The sequence below is a fragment of the Streptomyces sp. T12 genome, from assembly GCF_028736035.1.
Lineage (GTDB): Bacteria > Actinomycetota > Actinomycetes > Streptomycetales > Streptomycetaceae > Streptomyces.
In genome coordinates this window covers 228929-249358 of the sequence record NZ_CP117866.1, presented here as the reverse complement: position 1 = coordinate 249358, position 20430 = coordinate 228929, and the positions used below count along the sequence as shown (strand labels likewise).

19 protein-coding genes are annotated in these 20430 nt (G+C 71.1%); 7 read left to right on the top strand and 12 right to left on the bottom strand.

The window, feature by feature from the left end; genetic code table 11:
- Positions 1-15: 15 nt before the first annotated feature.
- The 3 genes from PBV52_RS01145 to PBV52_RS01135 are packed head-to-tail and all read right to left on the bottom strand — an operon-like array spanning position 16 to position 3628.
- A complete protein-coding gene (locus tag PBV52_RS01145) occupies positions 16-1530 on the bottom strand; it encodes a TIGR00730 family Rossman fold protein (protein WP_274236355.1) in 1515 nt (504 codons plus the stop codon).
- Positions 1527-2861: an FAD-binding protein gene (locus PBV52_RS01140; protein ID WP_274236354.1), complete on the bottom strand. Its 1335-nt coding sequence runs from the start codon at positions 2859-2861 to the stop codon at positions 1527-1529. The genes PBV52_RS01145 and PBV52_RS01140 overlap by 4 nt, the downstream gene beginning before the upstream one ends.
- Positions 2858-3628 carry an isopentenyl transferase family protein gene (locus PBV52_RS01135; protein ID WP_274236353.1) on the bottom strand — a complete coding sequence of 257 codons (771 nt, stop codon included), beginning with the start codon at positions 3626-3628 and terminating at the stop codon, positions 2858-2860. Before PBV52_RS01135 ends, PBV52_RS01140 begins: the two co-directional genes overlap by 4 nt.
- Before the next feature lie 256 nt (positions 3629-3884).
- Between PBV52_RS01135 and PBV52_RS01130 the strand changes: the two genes are divergently transcribed.
- Complete coding sequence (locus PBV52_RS01130; protein WP_274236352.1) at positions 3885-4478, top strand: transketolase; 594 nt, start codon at positions 3885-3887, stop codon at positions 4476-4478.
- On the opposite strand, the gene PBV52_RS01125 is transcribed toward PBV52_RS01130, so the two are convergent.
- The gene (locus PBV52_RS01125) at positions 4471-5067 is read right to left on the bottom strand and encodes a rhodanese-like domain-containing protein (RefSeq protein WP_274236351.1); all 597 of its coding nucleotides are present in this window, start codon (positions 5065-5067) and stop codon (positions 4471-4473) included. The two genes, PBV52_RS01130 and PBV52_RS01125, sit on opposite strands and share 8 nt — an antisense overlap.
- Before the next feature lie 83 nt (positions 5068-5150).
- On the opposite strand from PBV52_RS01125, the gene PBV52_RS01120 reads away from it, so the two are divergent.
- Positions 5151-5438 (top strand): metal-sensitive transcriptional regulator, encoded by a 288-nt coding sequence (locus PBV52_RS01120; RefSeq protein ID WP_030051803.1) that lies wholly within the window; start codon positions 5151-5153, stop codon positions 5436-5438.
- Positions 5439-5500: 62 nt separating this feature from the next.
- On the opposite strand, the gene PBV52_RS01115 is transcribed toward PBV52_RS01120, so the two are convergent.
- Together PBV52_RS01115 and PBV52_RS01110 are read right to left on the bottom strand one after the other, a co-directional pair.
- On the bottom strand, positions 5501-6250 hold the full coding sequence (locus PBV52_RS01115; protein ID WP_274236350.1) for a sulfite exporter TauE/SafE family protein: 750 nt from the start codon (positions 6248-6250) through the stop codon (positions 5501-5503).
- A complete protein-coding gene (locus PBV52_RS01110) occupies positions 6247-7995 on the bottom strand; it encodes a rhodanese-like domain-containing protein (protein WP_274236349.1) in 1749 nt (582 codons plus the stop codon). The genes PBV52_RS01115 and PBV52_RS01110 overlap by 4 nt, the downstream gene beginning before the upstream one ends.
- A gap of 213 nt (positions 7996-8208) precedes the next feature.
- On the opposite strand from PBV52_RS01110, the gene PBV52_RS01105 reads away from it, so the two are divergent.
- From PBV52_RS01105 to PBV52_RS01095, 3 genes are all read left to right on the top strand, one after another.
- Positions 8209-9297, top strand: coding sequence for an S-(hydroxymethyl)mycothiol dehydrogenase (locus tag PBV52_RS01105; RefSeq protein ID WP_274236348.1), 1089 nt, complete (start codon positions 8209-8211; stop codon positions 9295-9297).
- Positions 9297-9926 (top strand): MBL fold metallo-hydrolase, encoded by a 630-nt coding sequence (locus PBV52_RS01100; RefSeq protein ID WP_274236347.1) that lies wholly within the window; start codon positions 9297-9299, stop codon positions 9924-9926. Before PBV52_RS01105 ends, PBV52_RS01100 begins: the two co-directional genes overlap by 1 nt.
- A 236-nt stretch (positions 9927-10162) precedes the next feature.
- On the top strand, positions 10163-11077 hold the full coding sequence (locus PBV52_RS01095) for an SDR family oxidoreductase (RefSeq protein WP_274236346.1): 915 nt from the start codon (positions 10163-10165) through the stop codon (positions 11075-11077).
- Here PBV52_RS01095 and PBV52_RS01090 read toward each other — a convergent pair.
- A complete protein-coding gene (locus tag PBV52_RS01090) occupies positions 11068-11616 on the bottom strand; it encodes a hypothetical protein (RefSeq protein ID WP_274236345.1) in 549 nt (182 codons plus the stop codon). The two genes, PBV52_RS01095 and PBV52_RS01090, sit on opposite strands and share 10 nt — an antisense overlap.
- Positions 11617-11666: 50 nt before the next feature.
- On the opposite strand from PBV52_RS01090, the gene PBV52_RS01085 reads away from it, so the two are divergent.
- Positions 11667-12464 (top strand): SDR family NAD(P)-dependent oxidoreductase, encoded by a 798-nt coding sequence (locus tag PBV52_RS01085; protein WP_274236344.1) that lies wholly within the window; start codon positions 11667-11669, stop codon positions 12462-12464.
- A gap of 71 nt (positions 12465-12535) precedes the next feature.
- On the opposite strand, the gene PBV52_RS01080 is transcribed toward PBV52_RS01085, so the two are convergent.
- Positions 12536-13996, bottom strand: a complete 1461-nt coding sequence (locus tag PBV52_RS01080) for an amino acid permease (protein ID WP_274236343.1) — start codon at positions 13994-13996, stop codon at positions 12536-12538.
- A gap of 229 nt (positions 13997-14225) precedes the next feature.
- On the bottom strand, positions 14226-15827 hold the full coding sequence (locus PBV52_RS01075; protein ID WP_274249203.1) for a CdaR family transcriptional regulator: 1602 nt from the start codon (positions 15825-15827) through the stop codon (positions 14226-14228).
- Positions 15828-16186: 359 nt separating this feature from the next.
- Between PBV52_RS01075 and PBV52_RS01070 the strand changes: the two genes are divergently transcribed.
- On the top strand, positions 16187-16885 hold the full coding sequence (locus PBV52_RS01070; RefSeq protein WP_274236342.1) for a L,D-transpeptidase: 699 nt from the start codon (positions 16187-16189) through the stop codon (positions 16883-16885).
- 31 nt (positions 16886-16916) lie between these two features.
- Here the strand turns inward: PBV52_RS01070 and PBV52_RS01065 are convergent, their stop codons facing one another.
- From PBV52_RS01065 to PBV52_RS01055, 3 genes are read right to left on the bottom strand one after another with little or no spacing between them, the layout of a single operon-like run.
- Complete coding sequence (locus tag PBV52_RS01065; RefSeq protein ID WP_274236341.1) at positions 16917-18119, bottom strand: Gfo/Idh/MocA family protein; 1203 nt, start codon at positions 18117-18119, stop codon at positions 16917-16919.
- A gap of 29 nt (positions 18120-18148) precedes the next feature.
- Positions 18149-19492 carry a sugar ABC transporter substrate-binding protein gene (locus tag PBV52_RS01060; RefSeq protein WP_274236340.1) on the bottom strand — a complete coding sequence of 448 codons (1344 nt, stop codon included), beginning with the start codon at positions 19490-19492 and terminating at the stop codon, positions 18149-18151.
- An 11-nt stretch (positions 19493-19503) separates the two neighbouring features.
- Complete coding sequence (locus tag PBV52_RS01055) at positions 19504-20424, bottom strand: carbohydrate ABC transporter permease (protein ID WP_274236339.1); 921 nt, start codon at positions 20422-20424, stop codon at positions 19504-19506.
- Positions 20425-20430: the final 6 nt, after the last annotated feature.

The window sequence follows — 20430 nt, the reverse complement described above, 5'->3', positions numbered from 1 at the left end:
AGTCGTACGGAGCATTCAGGCTACGTCGGCCCCCTCCCGCGGAGCCTGCCAGTTTCGTGCCACGGCGAGCGCCAGGGGCCGCTGCGCGCCCTCGGGCAGACAGCCGTCCAGCATGCCGGTCAGGACGGCACCCGGCCCGAGCTCGACGCAGACCGTCACACCGTCGCGGTGCAGTCGGCCGGCGGCGTCCGCGAAACGGATCGGCTCGCGCATCGCCCGCACCCAGAAGTCCGGCGTGGCCGCCTCGGCCCCGACCGGCTCGGCGGTGGTGTCGGAGAGCAGCGGCAGGCGCGGGGCACGCAGGTCGAGCGACTCCAGGGCGCGGCGGTAGTCGTCCAGCAGGGCGTCGAAATGGGGGGAGTGGGGTGCCACGTCCAGGCGGAGCGGATGCGTACGGCGACCGCGGGCCGCCCACTCCTCGCAGATCCGCCGCACCGCCGCACGGTCTCCCGACACGACCACCGACCGTGGCCCGTTGACCGCCGCGATCACCGCCCCCGGCCCAGGGCTGAGCTCCGCGGGGGACGCCTCCACGGCCGCCATGCCCCCCGTCTTCGGCAGCGCGTCCGCGAGCCGGGCCAGCGCGCCGACCGCACGACAGGCGTCCGGCAGGGACAGCACCCCCGCCGTGTGCGCGGCGGCCATGTGACCGGCCGAGTACCCGAACAGCACGTCCGGGCGCACCCCTTGGCTCTCCAGCAGCCGGTACTGCGCGATCTGCAGCGCGAAGACCGCCGGATACCCGAACGCGACCCGGTCGAGCAGGGCGGCGGTGGGCGTCCCCGCCTCGGCGAACATCACGTCCCGCAACGGCACGCCGACGTACGGATCGAGCAGCGCGCACACCTCGTCGAGGGCATCGGCGAACACCGGGGACGAGCCATGGAACGCGCGCCCCATGCCCGGCTGCTGCGATCCGGCAGCCGAGAACAGGAACGCGACACGCCCCTTCGGTATCCGCACCGCGGCCGGCGCCTGCGCAGGCACGTCGCGCGCCTGCGTCAGCCGCGCCACCACCTCCTCGACCGACGCGCACACCACGATCCGCTCCAGATCCCCGGGATACAGGAAGCCCTCGTCCCGCGCGTGCTCCAGGAAGGACAGCAGAGGGCGATAGAAGCCGGACGGGTCGAGGAGCAGGCACGGTTTGTGGTGGATCCGCAGCTGGGCCCAGGACAGCACCTCCAACAGCTCCTCCGCCGTGCCCAGCCCGCCCGGCAAGGCCACGAAGGCATCGCCCTCGGCGGCCATCCGCGCCTTGCGCTCATGGATGTCGCCGACCACCACGAGGTCGGTGAGTCCCGTGTGGGTGATCTCGTACGGCAGCATCAGGCGCGGCACCACTCCGGTCACCGCCCCGCCGGCGTCCAGCGCCCCGTCCGCCACGGCGCCCATGAGACCGGTGCGCGCACCGCCGTAGACCAGCCGCAGGCCGGCCCCGGCCAGCGCGCGGCCGAGTGCGGCGGCGGAGCGCAGATGGCCGGGGCCGCGGCCGGGGGAGGCACCGCAGAAGACGGTCACCGCGGTCACGTCCACAGGCCGTACCCCCTGGTCAGGACGTGGTGCGGGTCGTACAAGTCTTTGGCGTGGGCCAGATCCGGCCAGACGGGGCCGAAGTGGGCGCGCCAGTCCCCGGGCGACATCGGCAGCGCGCCGACCGGGTGGAGGACACCGCCGACGGTCCTGGCCCGCTCGTACAGCGCCCGGTTGGCGGCGACCAGACGCCGTACGACCGCCGGGGCGGCGGGCGGTGCCGTGCGCATCAGGGCGAGCAGACAGAGCAGTTCGCCCGCGGGCCTGCGCAGCAGCGGGGCGTGGAGCGTGCGGCCCGTCAGCGGGCGGAGCTGGACCGTGCCGCACAAGCGCAGGCCCTGCTGGGCACCCTCGGCCAGTACGGCCGGGACGAAGGAGCCCGCGGCCTCCTCCGGCAGCAGCAGGGTGAGCCAGGGATGCGGGCGGTCCCACTCGCCGGTGGCGCGCAGCAGCCGCTCGTCGCGGTCCAGGCGGTGCACATACTCGGCGTACGACAGGTCCGCGATCTCCTCGGTGTCGCGGTCGTGGTCCAGATCGCCGATCAGCAGCTCGTCGTCGGCGGGCGGTCCGCCGTCGTGCGGCACGACCGCCTCGATCATGTAGCGCCAGCTGCCGCCGAGCGCCGGCCGCGGCTGGCCCGCGACATGGCTGAAGCGGCTGTCGCGGGACAGGCGCCGCTGATCGGTGAGGTAGGTGCCCGGGGCGTCGTGATAGAGGCGGTAGCGGCGCACATGGGTCGGCGCGGGCACCAGGGCGAGGGTGGCGCGCAGGATCAGGGCGCACTGGCCGAGCCCCGCCAGGACCGCGCGGAAGAGCTCCGGACGCCGGTCGGGGGCACAGACCAGCCGTTCACCGGTGCCGGTGACGACCTCCAACTCCCGTACCCAGTCGGCCACCGGACCGTACCGATGGCTGGAGCCGCCGAAACCTCCGGTGCTCAGCAGCCCGCCGACGCTGCCGCCGAGGTGGTCCGGCAGCACCGGCGGCGTGAGCCCCGCGGCGAGCGCGGCCCGCACGACGTCCCGCCACAGCGCGCCGGCCCCGGCGGTCAGCGTCCGCTCGCCCGGCGCACAGCGCACGTCGTCGAGGGCGGCCATGTCGACGACGTAACCGCCGTGCGCCTGCCCCTGCCCGTACAGGGCCTGTCCGGCACCGCGCGCGGAGACCGGCAGCCCGCGCGGCCCGGCGAAGGAGACGAGTTCCTGTACGTCGGTGGCGGAGCGGGCCGTGACCACGCCGAGCGGACTGGAGCCGACGATATGGCCGAAATCGGTGGAGGCCTCTTTCACCCCCGACTTCACCCACTTCACCCCGGTCGCGCCCGTCATGCCGCACGCTCCAGCATGCCGAGATCGAACGTGGGGGCCGTCGTCGCGTTCTCGAAAATTTCGGTGAACACGCGATGTTGGAGAATGCCGTGTTCCGCATGCCGCTCGGCGATGAGAGCGGCGATCCGGTGCAGTATGTGTTCGGGAATTTTCTGTTTGTCGATGGTCGCCGCATCTAGTGAGTATTTCGCGCAGCATTCGAGCACGGCCTCGAATCCGTTGACGGACGCGGCCAGCCGGCGCTGCCGCGGATCGTGCCAGAGCGCGGCCAGTTCCTGGAGCAGCCCCGGGCCGCAGACGCCCGGCGTGAGCATCTCGCGGGCCCGGTGGGTGAGGTTGGCCAGGTACACGTCGCACGCCGGAAGCGGAAGGAGACGGACCGTCAGCCGCCAGGCGAGCTGCGCCCGGCGAGCGCACAGCACCCGCAGCAGCGATATCGAGCCGCCCTCGATGATCACCAACCGGTGCCGGGCGGCGAGCCGCTCCACGAGTTCGACGAGTGCGTCCGCGGCCTCCGCCGCGGACAGGTCGCCGTCGGCGAACGTCCGGTCCCCGAGCCAGTGGCGGCGCACGCCCGGCACCTCGGCCCCGGCGCGGGCGCTCGTGGTGGCGAGGTCGGTGAAGCACTGCAGGCGGTCGGCGACGACGATCGGGGCGCCGGTCACCCGGGCCAGCTCGGTGGCCGCGGCGCTCTTGCCGACCCCGGTCGGCCCCGCGATCAGATGGACGAACGGACGGACCGCGGGAGACGTTTCGTGCTCGACCATGGCGGGATGTCCCCTTCCGCTTCGGGTACGGGAAAGACCACTGCACAAGTTACGCAGCACGGCCTGCGGGGACACCCAGCGAAAAGCCCGGACCGGGCAAAGAGACTGCCACATTCATGTGGGCTTGTTAAAGCTTCAAGCGGGACTCGTTGGGAGGACTGATTTCGGGGAATCCAGGGTCTTGTGAGTGGCCGTCGCATTGTTTCTTAACGAATTCATGACGCGTCGCAGGAACCCGTCCCCAGGAGGACCCGCCGTGCACCCCGACATGCTGCAGGCCGTCGCCGAATCCCTGCCCACCGCCCGCCCCGACGGGCCCGCCGGACGCGGCACCGTCCTCGTCGGCTACGGCGCCGTGGAGGAACTCGCGCGGTTCGCCACCGACCCGCGCTGGAGCGTCCACGTCCCCGGCCATCCGGACGAGGTGCGCCATGCGATCGGGCGCGCCGTGCAGCGCGGCGAGCGGGCGTACGTGCACCTCTCCGGAGGGTCCAACGCCGAACCGCGCTGCCCGGCAGAGGGCTTCGAACTCGTCCGGGAAGGGTTCGACGGCGTCGTCCTCGCGGTCGGCGCCGCCCTCGACCCCGTGCTGCGCGCCACGGCCGGCCTCGACCTGGCCGTGCTCTACGCGGCCACCGTCCGCCCCTTCGACGAGGTCGGCCTGCGGACGGCCGTGCTGGCCGCCGACCACGCCGACGTCGTGCTCGTCGAGCCCGGACCGCCCGGCCTGTCGGCCCGGCACGTCGCCGAGACCCTGGTGCACGTACCGCACCGGCTGCTGCCCCTGGGGGGCGCGGACGGCCTGGACGAGGACGTCCTCGCCCGGGCCGTCCGGGACTTCCTCAGATGACCGGCGCCTCCCCGCGCTGAGCCAGGGCGGTCAGGGTCGCCTCGAGGTCCGCGGGGCGCGGGCGGTTGTGCGGCAGCTTCGACAGCAGTACGGCCATGCCGCAGGTGTCGGTGAGCGCCGAGAAGACGAGGCCGCCCGCGATGCCGGCGGACAGCAACTGCCAGGCCGGGTGCAGCAGTCCGAGGCCGAGACCGGCCAGGACGATCGTGCCCGCGGTGAAACGGACCTGGCGCTCCATGGACCAGGTGCCGCGCGAGGCCGCCGTCGGCCGGTGCAGCTCGTGCCCGCGCTGCGCCCAGCCCTGGGTGCCGCCCGTCAGGGTCATGGCCCGGACGCCGTGCTCGGCGAGGACGCGGCAGGCGTTCTCCGAGCGGGCCCCGGAGGCGCACACCACCAGGAGCTGCTCGCCGGGGAGCCGGTGCAGGGCCGGCAGGGCGCTCTTGAGCCGGTCCAGGGGGATGTTCAGGGCGTCGGGCAGATGACCTGTGGCGTACTCGCCCGGCGTGCGGACGTCGATGACGGTCAGGCCGGGCAGACGGGAGCGGGCCTCGTCGATGTCGATGTCGAGGGGGCCGTGGGGTGCGGTCATGGGAAATGAGATCCTTTCCGAGGAGGAGGTAAAATACCCCCAAGGGTATGTGGCGGTAGGTAGCGGTAGGTAGGGGAGTGATCGTGGAGCTGCAGTTCGAGGGTGATGACCTCAAGTCCGTGCTGAACCGGCTGCGCCGGGCGCAGGGGCAGATCTCCGGAGTGATCAAGATGATCGAGGAGGGCCGCGACTGCGAGGACGTCGTCACCCAGCTGGCCGCCGCCTCCCGTGCCCTCGACCGGGCCGGCTTCGCGATCATCGCGACCGGGCTGCAGCAGTGCCTCACCGACGCCGAGAAGGGCCGGAGCAACGGCGAGACGACGGAGCAGATGAAGGCGCGGCTGGAGAAGCTGTTCCTGTCACTGGCGTAAGGGCGTAGGGCGTAAGGGCCGTAAGGGGGAGGGGCGGCAACGGGCTGTCGTAGGCCCGGTCGTCATACGACGGCGTCGGCGAGCATGAACACGGCCACCGCCAGCAGGACGTACGCGAAGATCCGCTGCAGCGTGCCGCCCGAGACCTTCGCGGCGAGACGCTTGCCGTCCCACGCGCCGAGTATCGCGGCCGCGGCGAACGGTCCGACGGTGGTCCAGTCGAGGCTCACGGCCGAGCCGGACCTGGCCGCCAGCGCGACCAGCGAGTTGACGGTGATGACCAGCAGACTCGTGCCCACGGCGGACCGCATGCGCAGCCCCACCACGTTCACCAGCGCCGGTACGGCGAGGAAGCCTCCGCCCACCCCGAGCACCCCGGTCACCGCGCCGAGCCCCGCTCCGGCCCGGACGACCCGACCGGCACGCACCGGCACGTCGTCGTGCCGTACGGAGGCCGACGGCCGGAGCATGCGCAGCGCGGCGAGAGCGGCGATCACCGCGAACGCCCCGGTGAGCAGCCCGGGAGACAGCCGCCCGGACACCGCACCGCCGACCGCCGCCGGCATCAGGCCCGCCGCCGCGAAGAGCCCTCCGGCGCGCCACCGCACCGTGCGCTCGCGGGCGTGCGCGGCGAGCGCGGTGGCGGAGGTGACGGCGACGACGACCAGACTCGCGGTGGCGGCCTCGGCCGGCGTGAAGCCGAGCAGGTACATCAACGCGGGCACGGCCAGCACACTGCCGCCGCCCCCCAGCGCCCCGAGCGCGAGCCCGGTGACGCCACCGGCGAGCAGCCCGAGGACGAGGGTGCTCACCGGGGGTGGCCGGGGGTACACGCCCCCGGCTCCGCCACCACGGGAAGCCCCGCCTCGACCCAGGCCCGCATGCCGCCGATGACGTCCACGACGTCCGTGCCGCCGCGCGCGGTGAGCAGGGCGGCGGCCTCGCGGGAGCGCTTGCCGGAGCGGCAGATCGCGACGATCGGGCGGCCCTGCGCGGCCTGCGGCAGCAGCTCCCCGGCCGTGAGTGAGGAGAGCGGCGCGAGTACGGCGCCCGGGGCGTGGCCCGTGGCCCACTCGTCGGGTTCGCGGACATCCAGGAGTACGGCCTCCGAGCCCGCCCGCTCCTCGGCCTCGGCCGCAGTGATGCGCGCCATCGGGAGCCCGGCGTCGCGTGCCGCGGCGAACCCGTCGTCGACGGCGACGACCTCACGTCCCGCCGCGTCGAGCAGCGAGGCGGCGATGGCGGCCCGCATACCGCCGGCGCAGTGCACCCACACGGTGCCTTCCGGTATCTCCGGGAGGCGTTCGCGCAGGTGGTGCAGCGGAATGTGCACCGAGCCCTTGATCCAGTCGGCGTCGCGCTCGGAGTCGCGCCGCACGTCCAGGACCACGACGTCGTCCTGTGGGGCCAGTTGGGCTGCGGCCAGTTCGGCGAAGGTGCCGCGCGGGAAGGTGCGCGGCCGCTCGTCCTGCCCTATCCAGTCGGTGGGGGAGCCGGTCGCGCCCGCGGCCGGCCGGTCGATGCCGACCCGGACGAGTTCCCGCTGGGCGTCGGCCAGTTGGGCCGGTGTCTCGGCGAGCAGGGTGACCGGCTTGCCCCACGGCAGCAGCCAGGCCAGATAGGTGGCGAGCTGCCCCTCGGCCTCGAAGTTGAGCGACCCGGCGACATGCCCTTCGGCGAACGCGACCCGGTTGCGCAGATCCACCACCCACTCCCCGGCGGCCAGCCGTGCCGCGATCTCCTCGGCGTCGGCCGGGCGGGGCGGCGTCAGGTCCACCGGAGCCGGGCCCCGTGCGTTCGCCGGACCCATGTGGGCGTAGTACGCGGGGATGTCGTCCAGCCCGGCGAGCAGGTCGGCGACGAACGCGTCGACGTCCTTCACCAGGGCCTCGTTGACGGCGCGCTCACGCCCGATCGTCGTCGCCGTCCCGCCCGCCGCCTGTGTGGCGGAGCAGAAGCTGCCGAAACCGTGCGTCGGCAGGACCGCCGTCTCGTCCGGCAGCTCGGCGGCCAGCCGGTGCGCGGAGTCGTACTGCGCCCGCGCCAGCCGCCCCGTCAGCCCCGGTTCGACCAGGTCGGGCCGTCCCACCGTGCCGATCAGCAGGGAACCGCCGGTGAAGACGGCCACGGCGCGCGCCGACTCCTCCGGGACCTCCTCCCGGGCCTTCTCCCGGATCTCCTCCTGGATCTCCTCCAGGACGTACGACGTGTGGTGCGGGGTGTGCCCGGGAGTGGCCAGGGCGCGCAGCACCAGGCCCTCGTCGATCTCCGTACGATCTCCGTCGGCGACCGGCACCCGCTCGTACCCGACCCGTGCCGCGGCCGGCACGAGGTAGGCGGCGCCGGTGATCCGGGCCAGTTCCAGGCCGCCGGTCACGTAGTCGTTGTGGACGTGGGTCTCCACGACGTGGGTGATGCGCACACCCCGCCGCGCGGCGGCCTCGATCACCCGGTCGATGTCCCTGGGCGGATCGACCACCGCGGCGCTGTGCGCGCCGCCCGCCAGATAGCCGCGGTTGCCCAGTCCCGGCACGTCGATGGTGTCGACGAAGTACACGGCAGCACTCCCTCTCCTGGTGAAGCGTGTGAGCTCCCCCGGGCGGAGAATTACCCCCGGGGGTATATGAACCACAGTAGCAGGGTACCCCCGGGGGTATTTTGGGGAGGTGGCCGGAAGCAGATGTGGAGGCCCTGGCTCCGTGCCTTTACCGATCAGTCACGTCTAGGGTCGGAGGTGGACGGAGAGCCGCCGAGCGAAGGGTTCAGCACCATGGCGCAGGAAGTACGGGGCGTGATCGCACCGGGCAAGGACGAGGCCGTGCGCGTGGAGACGATCGTCGTGCCGGACCCGGGGCCGGGAGAAGCCGTCGTACAGGTGCAGGCCTGCGGGGTCTGTCACACCGACCTGCACTACAAACAGGGCGGCATCAGCGACGACTTCCCCTTCCTGCTGGGCCACGAGGCGGCCGGTGTCGTGGAGTCGGTCGGCGACGGCGTCACGGACGTGGCGCCCGGTGACTTCGTGATCCTCAACTGGCGTGCGGTGTGCGGGAACTGCCGGGCCTGTCTGCGTGGCCGGCCCTGGTACTGCTTCGACACCCACAACGCGCAGCAAAAGATGACCCTCGCCTCGACCGGTCAGGAACTCTCCCCGGCGCTCGGCATCGGCGCCTTCGCGGAGAAGACGCTGGTCGCGGCCGGGCAGTGCACCAAGGTCGACGCATCGGTGGCCCCCCAGGTCGCCGGTCTGCTGGGCTGCGGCGTGATGGCCGGAATCGGTGCCGCGATCAACACCGGCAACGTCGGCCGGGGCGACACGGTCGCGGTGATCGGCTGCGGCGGGGTCGGGGACGCGGCGATCGCCGGATCGAACCTGGCAGGGGCGGCGAAGATCATCGCCGTGGACATCGACGACCGCAAGCTGGACAAGGCCCGCACCATGGGCGCCACCCACACGGTCAACTCGCGCGAGACCGACGCGGTCGAGGCGATCCGCGAACTGACCGGGGGCTTCGGTGCCGACGTCGTCATCGAGGCGGTGGGCCGCCCGGAGACGTACAAGCAGGCCTTCTACGCCCGCGACCTCGCCGGCACGGTGGTCCTCGTCGGCGTACCGACGCCGGAGATGAAGCTCGAACTGCCGCTGCTGGACGTCTTCGGCCGTGGCGGGGCGCTGAAGTCCTCCTGGTACGGCGACTGCCTGCCGAGCAGGGACTTCCCGATGCTCATCGACCTGCATCTGCAAGGCCGCCTGGACCTGGAGGCCTTCGTCACCGAGACCATCCAACTGGACGAGGTGGAGAAGGCGTTCGAGCGGATGCACCACGGCGACGTGCTGCGCTCGGTGGTGATGCTCTGATGGCCGCCCGCGTCGAACGCCTCGTCACCTCCGGGCAGTTCACGCTCGACGGCGGCACCTGGGACGTCGAGAACAACGTGTGGCTCGTCGGCGACGACCACGAGGTGATCGTCATCGACGCCGCCCATGACGCCGACGCCATCGCCGCGGCCGTCGGGGACCGGCGTCTGATCGCGATCGTGTGCACCCACGCCCACAACGACCATATCGACGCCGCGCCCGCCCTGGCGGACCGCACCGGCGCCACGATCTGGCTCCACCCCGACGACCTGCCGCTGTGGAAGCAGACCCATCCGGACCGCGACCCCGACGCCCACCTCGTGGACGGCCAGATCATCGAGGCGGCGGGCGCCGACCTCACGGTCCTGCACACCCCGGGCCACGCGCCGGGCGCGGTCTGCCTGCACGACCCCGGCCTGGGCGTCGTCTTCACCGGCGACACCCTCTTCCAGGGCGGCCCCGGCGCCACCGGCCGCTCCTACTCCCACTTCCCGACCATCATCGACTCGATCCGCACCCGCCTGCTCGCCCTCCCGCCCGAGACCAAGGTCCTCACCGGCCACGGTGACGCGACCACCATCGGCGCGGAGGCGCCCCACCTTCAGGAGTGGATCGACCGCGGTCACTGAGGAGGCTGCCGCATCTGGTTCCTGCCGACCCACGAGATCTGGTTCCTGCCGACCCACGAGATCTGGTTCCTGCCGACCCACGAGATCTGGTTCCTGCCGACCCACGACGTACTCGACGCGAGACTGCGCCCGGCCGGGTGACCCGCCGGCAGGGCCAGGAAAAGACGACAGAAGATGTCCGGCTTACCCGGCACCCTCGACAGCGACATCGCTCGTACAGGGTCGGGAGGCCGGACATGTCACAGCCGTTGCAGGACAAGGTCGCACTGGTCGCGGGGGCGACACGGGGAGCCGGGCGGGGCATCGCCGTGGAGCTCGGGGCGGCCGGCGCCACCGTCTACGTGACGGGACGCAGCACACGTGCCCGGCGCTCGGAGTACGACCGCCCCGAGACGATCGAGGACACCGCCGACCTGGTCACCGAGGCCGGCGGTCACGGGGTCGCCGTACCCACCGACCATCTCGACCCGGCGCAGGTCCGCACGCTCGTCGACCGCATCGCGGACGAACAGGGCCGCCTCGACATCCTCGTCAACGACATCTGGGGCGGCGAGAAGCTCTTCGCCTGGGACAGCCCGATCTGGGAGCACGACCTCGACAAGGGCCTGCGGCTGCTCCGGCTCGCGGTCGAGACACACGCGATCACCAACCACCACGCCCTGCCCCTGCTCCTTCGCCACCCCGGTGGACTCGTGGTCGAGATGACCGACGGCACGGCCGACTACAACGGCGACCACTACCGGAACTCCTTCTTCTACGACCTCGCCAAGTCGTCCGTCCTGCGCATGGCCTTCTCCCTCGGCCACGAACTCGGACCGCGCGGCGCCACGGCCGTCGCGCTGACCCCGGGCTGGCTGCGCTCGGAGATGATGCTGGAGGCGTTCGGGGTGCGGGAGGACAACTGGCGGGACGCCCTCGAACGCGTCCCGCACTTCGCCATCTCCGAGACGCCGCGCTATGTCGGCCGCGCCGTCGCCGCCCTCGCCGCCGACCCCGACGTGGCCCGCTGGAACGGCGAGTCCCTCTCCAGCGGGCAGCTCGCGCAGGTCTACGGCTTCACGGACCTCGACGGCAGCCGCCCCGACGCCTGGCGGTACCTCGTCGAGGTCCAGGACGCGGGGAAGCCGGCGGACACCACCGGCTACCGCTGAGGAGGTACCGGATCGACCGCGGGGAGCGGCCAGCGCGCGGAGTGGCCCGGCGGGAGGCCGAGGTCCTCGCGCACCGCCGTGTAGTAGCCCGCACGTCCGGCGCGCTGCCGTTCCAGCAGCGCCTGCCAGGCCTCGCGGTCGTCTCGGCGCTCCCGCACGAACCGCTCCATCTCCAGCGCCGTCACGACCCAGGCCCGCGCCTTCTCCACCACCGCGGGGCTTCCCAGCATGATCAGCGCTTCACCTGAGGGATCCCGGCGGGTGGTGGCCTCGGCCAGCAGCGGCTGGGCCTGTTCGAGCGTCAGGGGGTCCGGGTGCGGATCGACACCGGCCTCGGCGGCGACGCGGTACGTCACCGTGACCGTCTTCTTCACCGACTGCGCGTAGTCGGCGTACACCCCCAGCCGACGCTCCTCCCAACGGGCCGCCTGCTCCCGCCGAAACCTCACCTGGTCGCCCCGCACGACCGCCAGATACGAACCGAGCGCGCCGATCACGACGCCGATGAGCGCGGGGAGTTGCTGAATGAACACGGACATGGACGCACGCTATCTGCCCGGATGATCGCCCCGGCACTACGGTTCGGCGCATGACGGACACAACGCGCTTCGCAGGTTACGGAGTCCTGATCACCGGCGCGGCCCGCGGCATCGGCGCGGCCGTCGCACGCCGTTTCACCGAGGAGGGTGCGCGCGTCCTGGTGACGGACAGGGACGGGCCCGAGGCCGAGACGACAGCGGCGCGACTGCGGGGACGAGGCCTCGCGGCGCAGGCGCTCACGTGCGACGTCGCCGACCGTGCGTCCGTCGAGGCGGCCGTCGCCCACGCCGTCGACACCTTCGGCTCGCTCGACGTCCTGGTCAACAGCGCCGCCTCCTGCACACCCGACACCCCGCTCTTCGAGGACGGCCCGGACGAGGCGTGGGCCCGCGACCTCGACGTCACCCTGACCGGCACCTACCGCTGCTGCCGTGCCGCCCTCCCGCACCTGGCCGCCACCGGCCGCGGCGCCGTCGTGAACATCGGCTCCGTCAACGCCCTCCAGGACTTCGGCAACCACGCCTACAGCGCCGCCAAGGCCGGCCTCGGCTCCCTCACCCGCACCCTCGCCGGGCATGCCGCCGCCCGCGGCGTCCGCGTGAACCTGGTGACGCCGGGCACGGTCCGGACCTCGGCCTGGGAGGGGCGGGAGGCGGAACTCGACGCGATCCGCCCGCTGTACCCGCTGGGGCGGGTCGGTGAACCCGAGGACATCGCCGCCGCCGTCGCCTTCCTGGCGTCCCGCGACGCGGCCTGGATCACGGGCACCACCCTCACCGTCGACGGCGGCCTCACGGCGGTCAACACGGGCTTCCATGTGGGGACGCGGGGGCGGGGCGGCACATGAGCGGCCCAAAACAGGACGGCTCCCCGCCGAGGTGGCGGGGAGCCGGGGACGCGGTACGGCAGTCGCGGTGACTACCGGGGCGCGACCGCTTCCTTGGTGCCGTTGCTCCGGATCCGCTCCCGTACCACCGAGATCCCGATCACGAGGGCGGCGACGAGCACGGAGAGCAGGACCTGACTGCGGCCACCGCCCTCGCTGTCGTCGGTGAGCATGTAGACGAGCACGAACGAGATCATGCCGATCGTCGCCCACGTCAGATACGGGAACAGCCACATCCGGACCACGAGCTTCTCCGGGCTCTCGCGCAGGATGATCCCCCGCATCCGCAGTTGCGAGAAGCAGATGACCAGCCACACGAACAGCGCGATCGCGCCCGAGGAGTTCAGCAGGAACTGGAAGACGGTGTCCTTCCACAGGTAGTTGAACAGGACCGCGACGAAGCCGAAGGCCACCGAGGCCAGGATCGCCGGCTGCGGGACACCGCGGGAGTTCGTGCGGACGAAGGACCGCGGCGCGTCGCCACGCTGGCCGAGGGAGAAGGCCATGCGGGAGGCGGTGTAGAGGCCGGAGTTGAGACAGGACAGCACGGCCGTCAGCACGACGACGTTCATGATCTGCCCGGCGTGCGGGATGCCGATCGAGTCCAGGGCCGCCACGTACGAACCGTGCTTGGCGATCGAGGGGTCGTTCCACGGCAGCAGCGCGACCACGACGAGGATCGAGCCGACGTAGAACACGCCGACCCGCCAGATGACGCTCCTGGTGGCCTTGGCGACGGCCCGCCGGGCATCGGGGGACTCACCGGCGGCGAGGGTGACGATCTCGCTGCCCATGAAGGAGAAGACGACCAGCAGGATGCCGGTGAGGATCGCGCCGGGCCCGTTGGGCAGGAAGCCGCCGTGCTCGGTGAGATTGCCGAAGCCGGTCGCGGCGTGGTCGGAGCCGGGCAGCACACCGAAGATCGCCAGGCTGCCGAGGACGATGAAGCCCGCGATGGCGACGACCTTGATGCCCGCGAACCAGAACTCGAACTCGCCGAAGGAGCCGACCGAGGCCAGGTTCGTGGCGGTGAGCACCACCATCACGATCAGCGCCCAGGCCCACTGCGGTACGGCCGGTACCCACCCCTCCAGGATCACGGCACCCGCGGTCGCCTCCACGGCGAGCACGACGACCCAGAAGAACCAGTACAGCCAGCCGATCGAGAACCCGGCCCAGCGACCGAGCGCCCGGTCCGCGTAGGCGGAGAAGGAGCCGGAGGTCGGATTGGCCGCGGCCATCTCGCCGAGCATCCGCATCACGAAGACGACCAGGGCGCCGACCAGTACGTACGACACCAGGATGCCAGGTCCGGCGGCGGCGATACCGGAGGCGGAGCCCACGAAGAGCCCGGCGCCGATCACCCCGCCGATGGCGATCATCGACAGATGGCGGTTCTTGAGACCGGCCCGCAGACCTGCCTGCTCCGGGGGCTGAGCACCTGCGGGCGGAGCGGTGTCAGGGGGGAGAGAACCGAGGGGACGTGTAGTCATGTCGACATCCATTGAGTGGTTGGGGAGGGCCTGGCGGGGAGTGGGCGCCCGGAGAAAGCGTTCACGGCGTGGAGCAGGTGTCTCGCTCCGTCTCCTCGTGGGAGGTGAGCCGTGTCACTTGGGGAAATGGATTTGCGCAAGCGTATGGGGGGCCGTGGGGCGACGTGTTTGTGAAGGACGAACAAACTGGCCCGCAATGCCTGTACGAGCGGCCAATGCGCGGGCGGCGTCAGCCGGTGGGCGGCAGCCGCAGCTGGAGCATGGCCAGCAGACGCTGGTCGGGACGGCTCAGGTCGAGACCGGTCAGCTCCTCGGCCCGGCGAAGGCGGTAGCGCAGCGTGTTGGGGTGCACGTGCAGCTGGGCGGCGGCCTCCCGGACATCACCGAAGGCGTTCAGGTAGACCAGCAGGGATTCGGCCAGCCGGCCCTGGTGGGCGCTGTCGTGTGCCACCAGGGCGGTCAGCCGTGGATCCCGTATCTCAGGGTGGGTGGAGAGCAGCGTCAGCATCTCGCTGACCAGCACTTCCGCCTGGATGTCGGGCAGCGCGGCGACCGCGGTGGGAAGGCCGGCGCTCATCATGGCGTCGAGGATGCGGTCGGACTCCCGGCGCGACTCGGGGACGTCGCCGAGCCCGGCCACCAGGCGGCCGACCGAGCCACGCAGCGGCAGGCCCAGGTGACGCCGTGCCGCGTCGGTGATCTCCTGGCACCAGCCGCGCAGTGTGTCCGTGTCGATGCTGCGGGGCAGCTGGGGCAGGAGCACGTAGATACGGGGATCGAGCTGCGTGACCAGCGCGCTGCGGTGCCGTGCGGCGATGTGCACCGAGATCAGGTTGGTGACCTCGGTGTGGGTCAGCTCCGGTGCGGCGCCGACATGACTGGTCTCCGGCGCGGCGACGACCTCCGCGGTCCCGTACGAGAACCCCAGGACGGCGGCCGGGAGGCCGGCGTCGAATCCCAGGTGGGTGGCGAGCGGCTGCGGCCCGGTGCTCCCCTCCAGAAGCCCGGCCAGCAGGGTACGAGTGAGCGTCAGGTCCTCGGAGAGCTCCCGGCGGCGGCGCACCAGGTGGTGCGCGGCGACCCGGGCCGCGCCCAGAAGTGCCTGTTCCGAGTGCTCGGACAGGGGTGCCGAGCCCTCCTGTACCCAGATGGTGCCCAGCTGCCGGTCCCCGGACCGGATCGCCACCGCGAGCCGGCGACGGATCCCCAGCTCGGGGTGGCTGTCGATACCGATGACCTGGTCGCTGGAGTGCAGGTGCTGGAACACGCCCCACTCGCGCAGCTTCGCCAGGTACGCCTCCGGTCCCTGCCAGCCGAGGATGGAGCGCCGCCGAAGGTCGTCGATCTCGTCGGAGTCGGTGGAGCGGGAGTAGGCCAGCACCCGGTTGGCGGCGTCCTCGATGCTGACGATGCCGCTGGTGAGGATGGCGGTGGTCTGGGCGAGGGAGAACAGGTCGCCCTCTTCCGCCCCCGCGCCGGGGTGTCCCGGAGGGGCGTCGTCGAGGGCGGCGCGGGCCAGCGCGCTCACCTGCTCCCAGCGCGCTTCACTGCGCAGCGAGAGCAGAGCCACCCCGGCCTCGGCGGCCGTCTCGCCGAGGGCCGCGGCCTGACCAGGACCGTCCAGCTTGACCACGACGGCGGCGGCTGCGTCACGGGCGGCGGCCCGCAGCGCGGGAAGGGCGGCGCGGCCCCGGGCGCCGATGACGAGAACCAACTCGCCGGGCTGGGCAGTCGGAGGGTCCTCGGGGTCGAGCAGGGCAACGCCCCGGATCTCGACGTCGAGCCCGGCGGGAGCGGCCTGCAACTCCACCAGAGTGTCACCCAGGGCCATCAGCAATTGGCGCAGGCTGACACTGGCTGAGGGCGAAGACACCGCGGCCGGATCCATGAACGGGGATCGTACTGGGGTACGGCAGCCGACCTGCAAGCATCGCCCGGGGCCGGCCGCCACGACGTCGGCCGCCCGCTCGACCCCTTCCCCCCGCCGGGCGTCCGTCGGCATGCCCACCGCAGGCGGACTGCAGAAGCTCCGGAAGCCGGGAGAGATCGTCGGCGAGTATGCGATGCACCACGGCAGCGTAGGCACAATTTCACCGTTCGGTCACAGCCGCACCCGGACCACAACCCCCGACCCCGCGCACCTGTCTAGCTGGCAGAGAACGCACGAATCACAAGGGGAAAGGCCTGGCCATGGGGGACATTCGCAGACGGCGCGCCGTCGCACTCGGCATCACGGGCGGACTGGTCGCACCGCTCACGCTGGCACTCGGCGCCGCGCCGGCGCAGGCCGCGAGCTGTACGACGCAGACCGGGCCGTATCAGAAGCAGGTGGAGAAGTTCCTCGGCCGACCGGTCGACGGCAAGCAGTCCGCCGCCGACTGCAAGGCCATCCAGGCCTTCCAGAACAAGCACGGCATCACCCCGAACGTCGGGTACGCCGGCCCCGTCACCTGGGGCGTGATGGACCTGATGAACAAGCAGAAGGCCGTCGGGAACAACCCCAACAAGGACGGCAGGTGCCCGACGAACAAGGGCCGCATCGCCTGCGTGAACCTCACGCTCCAGCTGAGCTGGATCCAGGACGGCAGCAGGCTCGTCCACGGCCCGGTGCCCGTGCGCACCGGCCGTGACGGCTACGAGACCCGCACCGGCCTGAAGAAGATCTACTGGCGGGACATCGACCACGTCTCGAACATCTACGACGTGCCGATGCCCTACAGCCAGTTCTTCGACGGCGGCCAGGCCTTCCACTCGGTCGGCGTCAGCATGTGGAACCCGCCGGGTTCGCACGGCTGCGTCAACATGACCAAGACCAGCGCCAAGAAGTACTGGTCCCTGCTGAAGAACGGCGACGACGTCTTCGTGTACGGCCGCAAGCCGGGCACCTGACGCAGCACAGGTGCCCGGCCGCGGGAGGGCCTCACGCCTCGGGCGCGTCCCCGAAGTCCGGGATCTCCAGCCTGACCCCGCCCTGCCGCGCGGACTCGTGCGCGACGATGCCCGGCAGGGTGTAGCGGGCCGCCACCCACGCGTTCACCGACGGCAGCGTGCGGGTGTTGACCGCGGTCACGAAGTCGTCCACCAGGAAGTGGTGGCTGCCCTCGTGGCCGTTGTGCAGGTTGTCGAACTCCCGGGGCAGCCGCGACCGGTCGTGCACCGGCGCCGAACCCGAGGTGAAGGCGGCCCGCAGATCCGGCGCGATGTGCTGGAGTGACGGGTCGTCAGGAGCCATGGTCGGCTTGGGCTCCAGCAGCTCGCTGATGTCCTGCACGCCCTTCTTGTCCTGCCACAGCGCCACGGTGGCGAGCTGCTCCATGCTCGCCTCGGTGCCGAAGAACCGGAAACGCGACTCCCGTATGTGCGAGGGGTAGCCGACCCGCCGGAACTCGTTGGTACGGAACGAGCCGCCACCCGCGACCTCGAACAGCGCGGTCGCGTTGGACACGTCGTTGCCGAACTGGCTGACGGACTTGTCGAAGACACCGTCGCCGCGGTCGTCCACGACCCCGATCGCCGACACACTCACCGCGTGCGTCCGCCAGGCCCCCAGCACACCGCCGACCGCGTGCGTCGGGTACAGCAGCGGGGGATAGCTGGCGGTCGCCTTCCAGTTCTCGCCGCCGCTGTACTGGTACGCCTCGTAGAACCCCAGGTCCATGTCGTGGACGTAGTCGCCCTCGGCGTAGAAGAGCCGCCCGAAGGCGCCCTCGGCGATCTGGTTGCGGGCGTGCACCGTCGCCGGGTTGTACTGGCTGGTCTCACCCATCATGTACGTCAGTCCGGTCGCCTTGACCGCGTCGATGATCGCCGCGATCTCCTGCGTGGTGATCGCCATGGGGACCGCGGAGTAGACGTGCTTGCCGGCGTTCAGGCCCTGGAGCACCAGCGGGCCGTGCGTCCAGCGCTGGGTGAAGATGGCGACCGCGTCGACGGCCTTCGACTCCAGCATCGCCTCGTACGAGGGGAAGGTGCCGGCCAGTTCCTGTGCGTCGGCGAGCTGCTCGGCCCGCTCGGGCAGCAGATCGGTGACGTACACGTCGCTGACCCCGGGGTGGGCCTGGAACAGCGTGGCGAACTGGCCGGAGAACTGGCCGGCGCCGACGATGCCGAGGGAGAACGTCATGTAAGGCGTGCCCTTCACTGGTAGAGAGATCACTGCGAGAGGATCCGGTTGATCTGGCTGGTGGTCTGGTCGAGGCCGTTCACCGATGCGCCGTTGCCGTAGATGTCCTCCATCTGCGGCTGCATGAGCGCGGTGACGTCTGCCGCGTAATTGGTGATCGGGTAGGAGAAGGTGCGGAAGCGCTTCTTGTCGGCCACGGGTTCGGTGAAGGCCGAGACGTCGATGCCCTTCCTCTCGTAGGCGGCGATGGCGGCCTTGGTGCCGGCCGGAGCGGCGGGGAAGACGACGCCGTACTTGCCGACGACGGTCTGGCACGCGTCGGAGGCCAGGTAGGCCACCCACTTGCGGGCGCCCTCCTTGTTCTTGGAGGCCTTGGTGATGGAGTCGGCGAGGCCGTTCATCATGGTGGCGCGCCTGCCGGTCGGGCCGACCGGGGTGACGGCGGTCTTGATGTCCCTGCCCTTGAAGCCGGCGTAGGTGGAGATCATCCAGGCCCCGTCGAAGGCGGCGGCGGCCTTGCCTGCCGCGACCTGTGTGTTGGCCTGGTTGGACTGGACGTTGTAGTCGGAGAAGGGGGCCAGGTAACCCTTCTTAGCCAGCCCGAAGTACCACTTGACCACGTACTTGAAGGTCTTGCTGTCGTACTGGTACTTCGTGCCCCAGCGGGCCTTGTCCGTGAAGTTCCACCCGGCGGAGGCGGTGAACATGCTCCACTGCGTCTGGCCGTCGCCGTAGCCGCCGCCGTTGCTGGCCAGTCCGTACACCTTGACATGGTTCTTGTCGAAGCCGGGCTCGTCGCCCCGCTTGCCGTTCCGGTCGACGGTGAGGTGCGCGATGGCCTTCTCGAAGGTGCCGCCGTCCTTCGGGTTCCAGGACAGGCTGTCGAGCTGCTCGGTGGTGAGCCCGGCGCTCTTGGCCATCTTGTCGTTGTAGAACAGCGCGACGGTGTCCCAGTCCTTGGGGGCGCCGTAGCGGTGGCCGTCCTGGCCGATCCAGTTGGCGGCGAGCCCCGGCTGGTAGCGCGAGTCCTTGATGCCGAGGTCGTCCAGCGGCTCCAGCACCTGCAGATCGGCGAACTGGCCGAACTTCTGGATGTGGTCGGTGAACACGTCCGGCTGAGTGCCCGCGATGAACCCGGCGGTGAGCTTGGTCCAGTAGTCGCTCCAGCCCAACTGAGTGATCTTGACGTGCAGTCCGGGGTTCTCCTTCTCGAACCCCTTCGCGCAGGCCTGATAGGCGGGCAGCTGGTTGGCGTCCCAGAGCCAGTACGTCACGGTGTTCGCGGACGCCCCCGTGGAGTCGCCCTTCGCGCAGCCGGTCGCCAGGGACAGTGCCAGCGCTCCGGCGAGCGCGGTCAGCGTACGAAGTCGCATCTTCAAGTCCCTCACTTGATCCCGGTGAAGCCGATGGAGCTGACGATGCGGCGGGCGAAGCAGGCGAAGAGCACCAGCATCGGGAGCGCGGCGATCAGCGTCGCCGCCGTGAGCCCGGACCAGTCGACGCCGGTCGCCGGGGTCTGCGCCCGGAAGATCGCCAGTGCCACGGTCAGCACGCGAGAGCTGTCGCTGTAGGAGACCATCAGCGGCCAGAAGTAGTCGTTCCAGGAAGTGATGTACGTCAGCACGGACAGCGTGATGATCGGCGTGGACGCCATCGGCAGGACCACCCGAAAGAAGATCTTGATCTTTCCGGCGCCGTCGAGCAGCGCCGCCTCCTCGATCTCGCCGGGGATGTTCATGAAGAACTGCCGCAGGAAGAACACGGCGAACGGGGTCATGAACAGGCTCGGCAGGGCGATGCCCAACAGCGAGTCCACGAGGTGGAGTTGCTTGATGAGTACGAAGTTCGGCAGCAGCGTGAAGATGGTCGGCACCATCAGCCCGGCCAGGAACAGACCGAACACCTTGTCCCGGCCGCGCCAGCGCAGCCGCGCGAAGGCGTAGGCGGCCATCGCCGAGAAGAAGATCTGGCAGCCGGTGATCAGCGTCGAGACGATCACCGAGTTGAGCAGGTAGCGCCAGAAGTCCAGTCCGCCGCCGGCGCCGCCCTGGGCGATGGCCTCCTTGGCGGACTGCAGCCCGAGGGCGCGTTCGAAGCCGCTGGTGGTGAGGCCGACGGGCAGGGGATTCGCGGGGTCTGCGTTGAGGCCCGCGTTGCTGGACAGCGCGGTGCGCAGGATCCAGTAGAACGGCAGCGCAGTGATGAGGACGATCAGGCCCATCACGGTCCAGGCGGCGGCCCGGCCGACGGAGAACCTGCGCCTGACCGGACGTATCCCGGTCGTCGTAGTGGTCACGGCAGCCACGGTGAG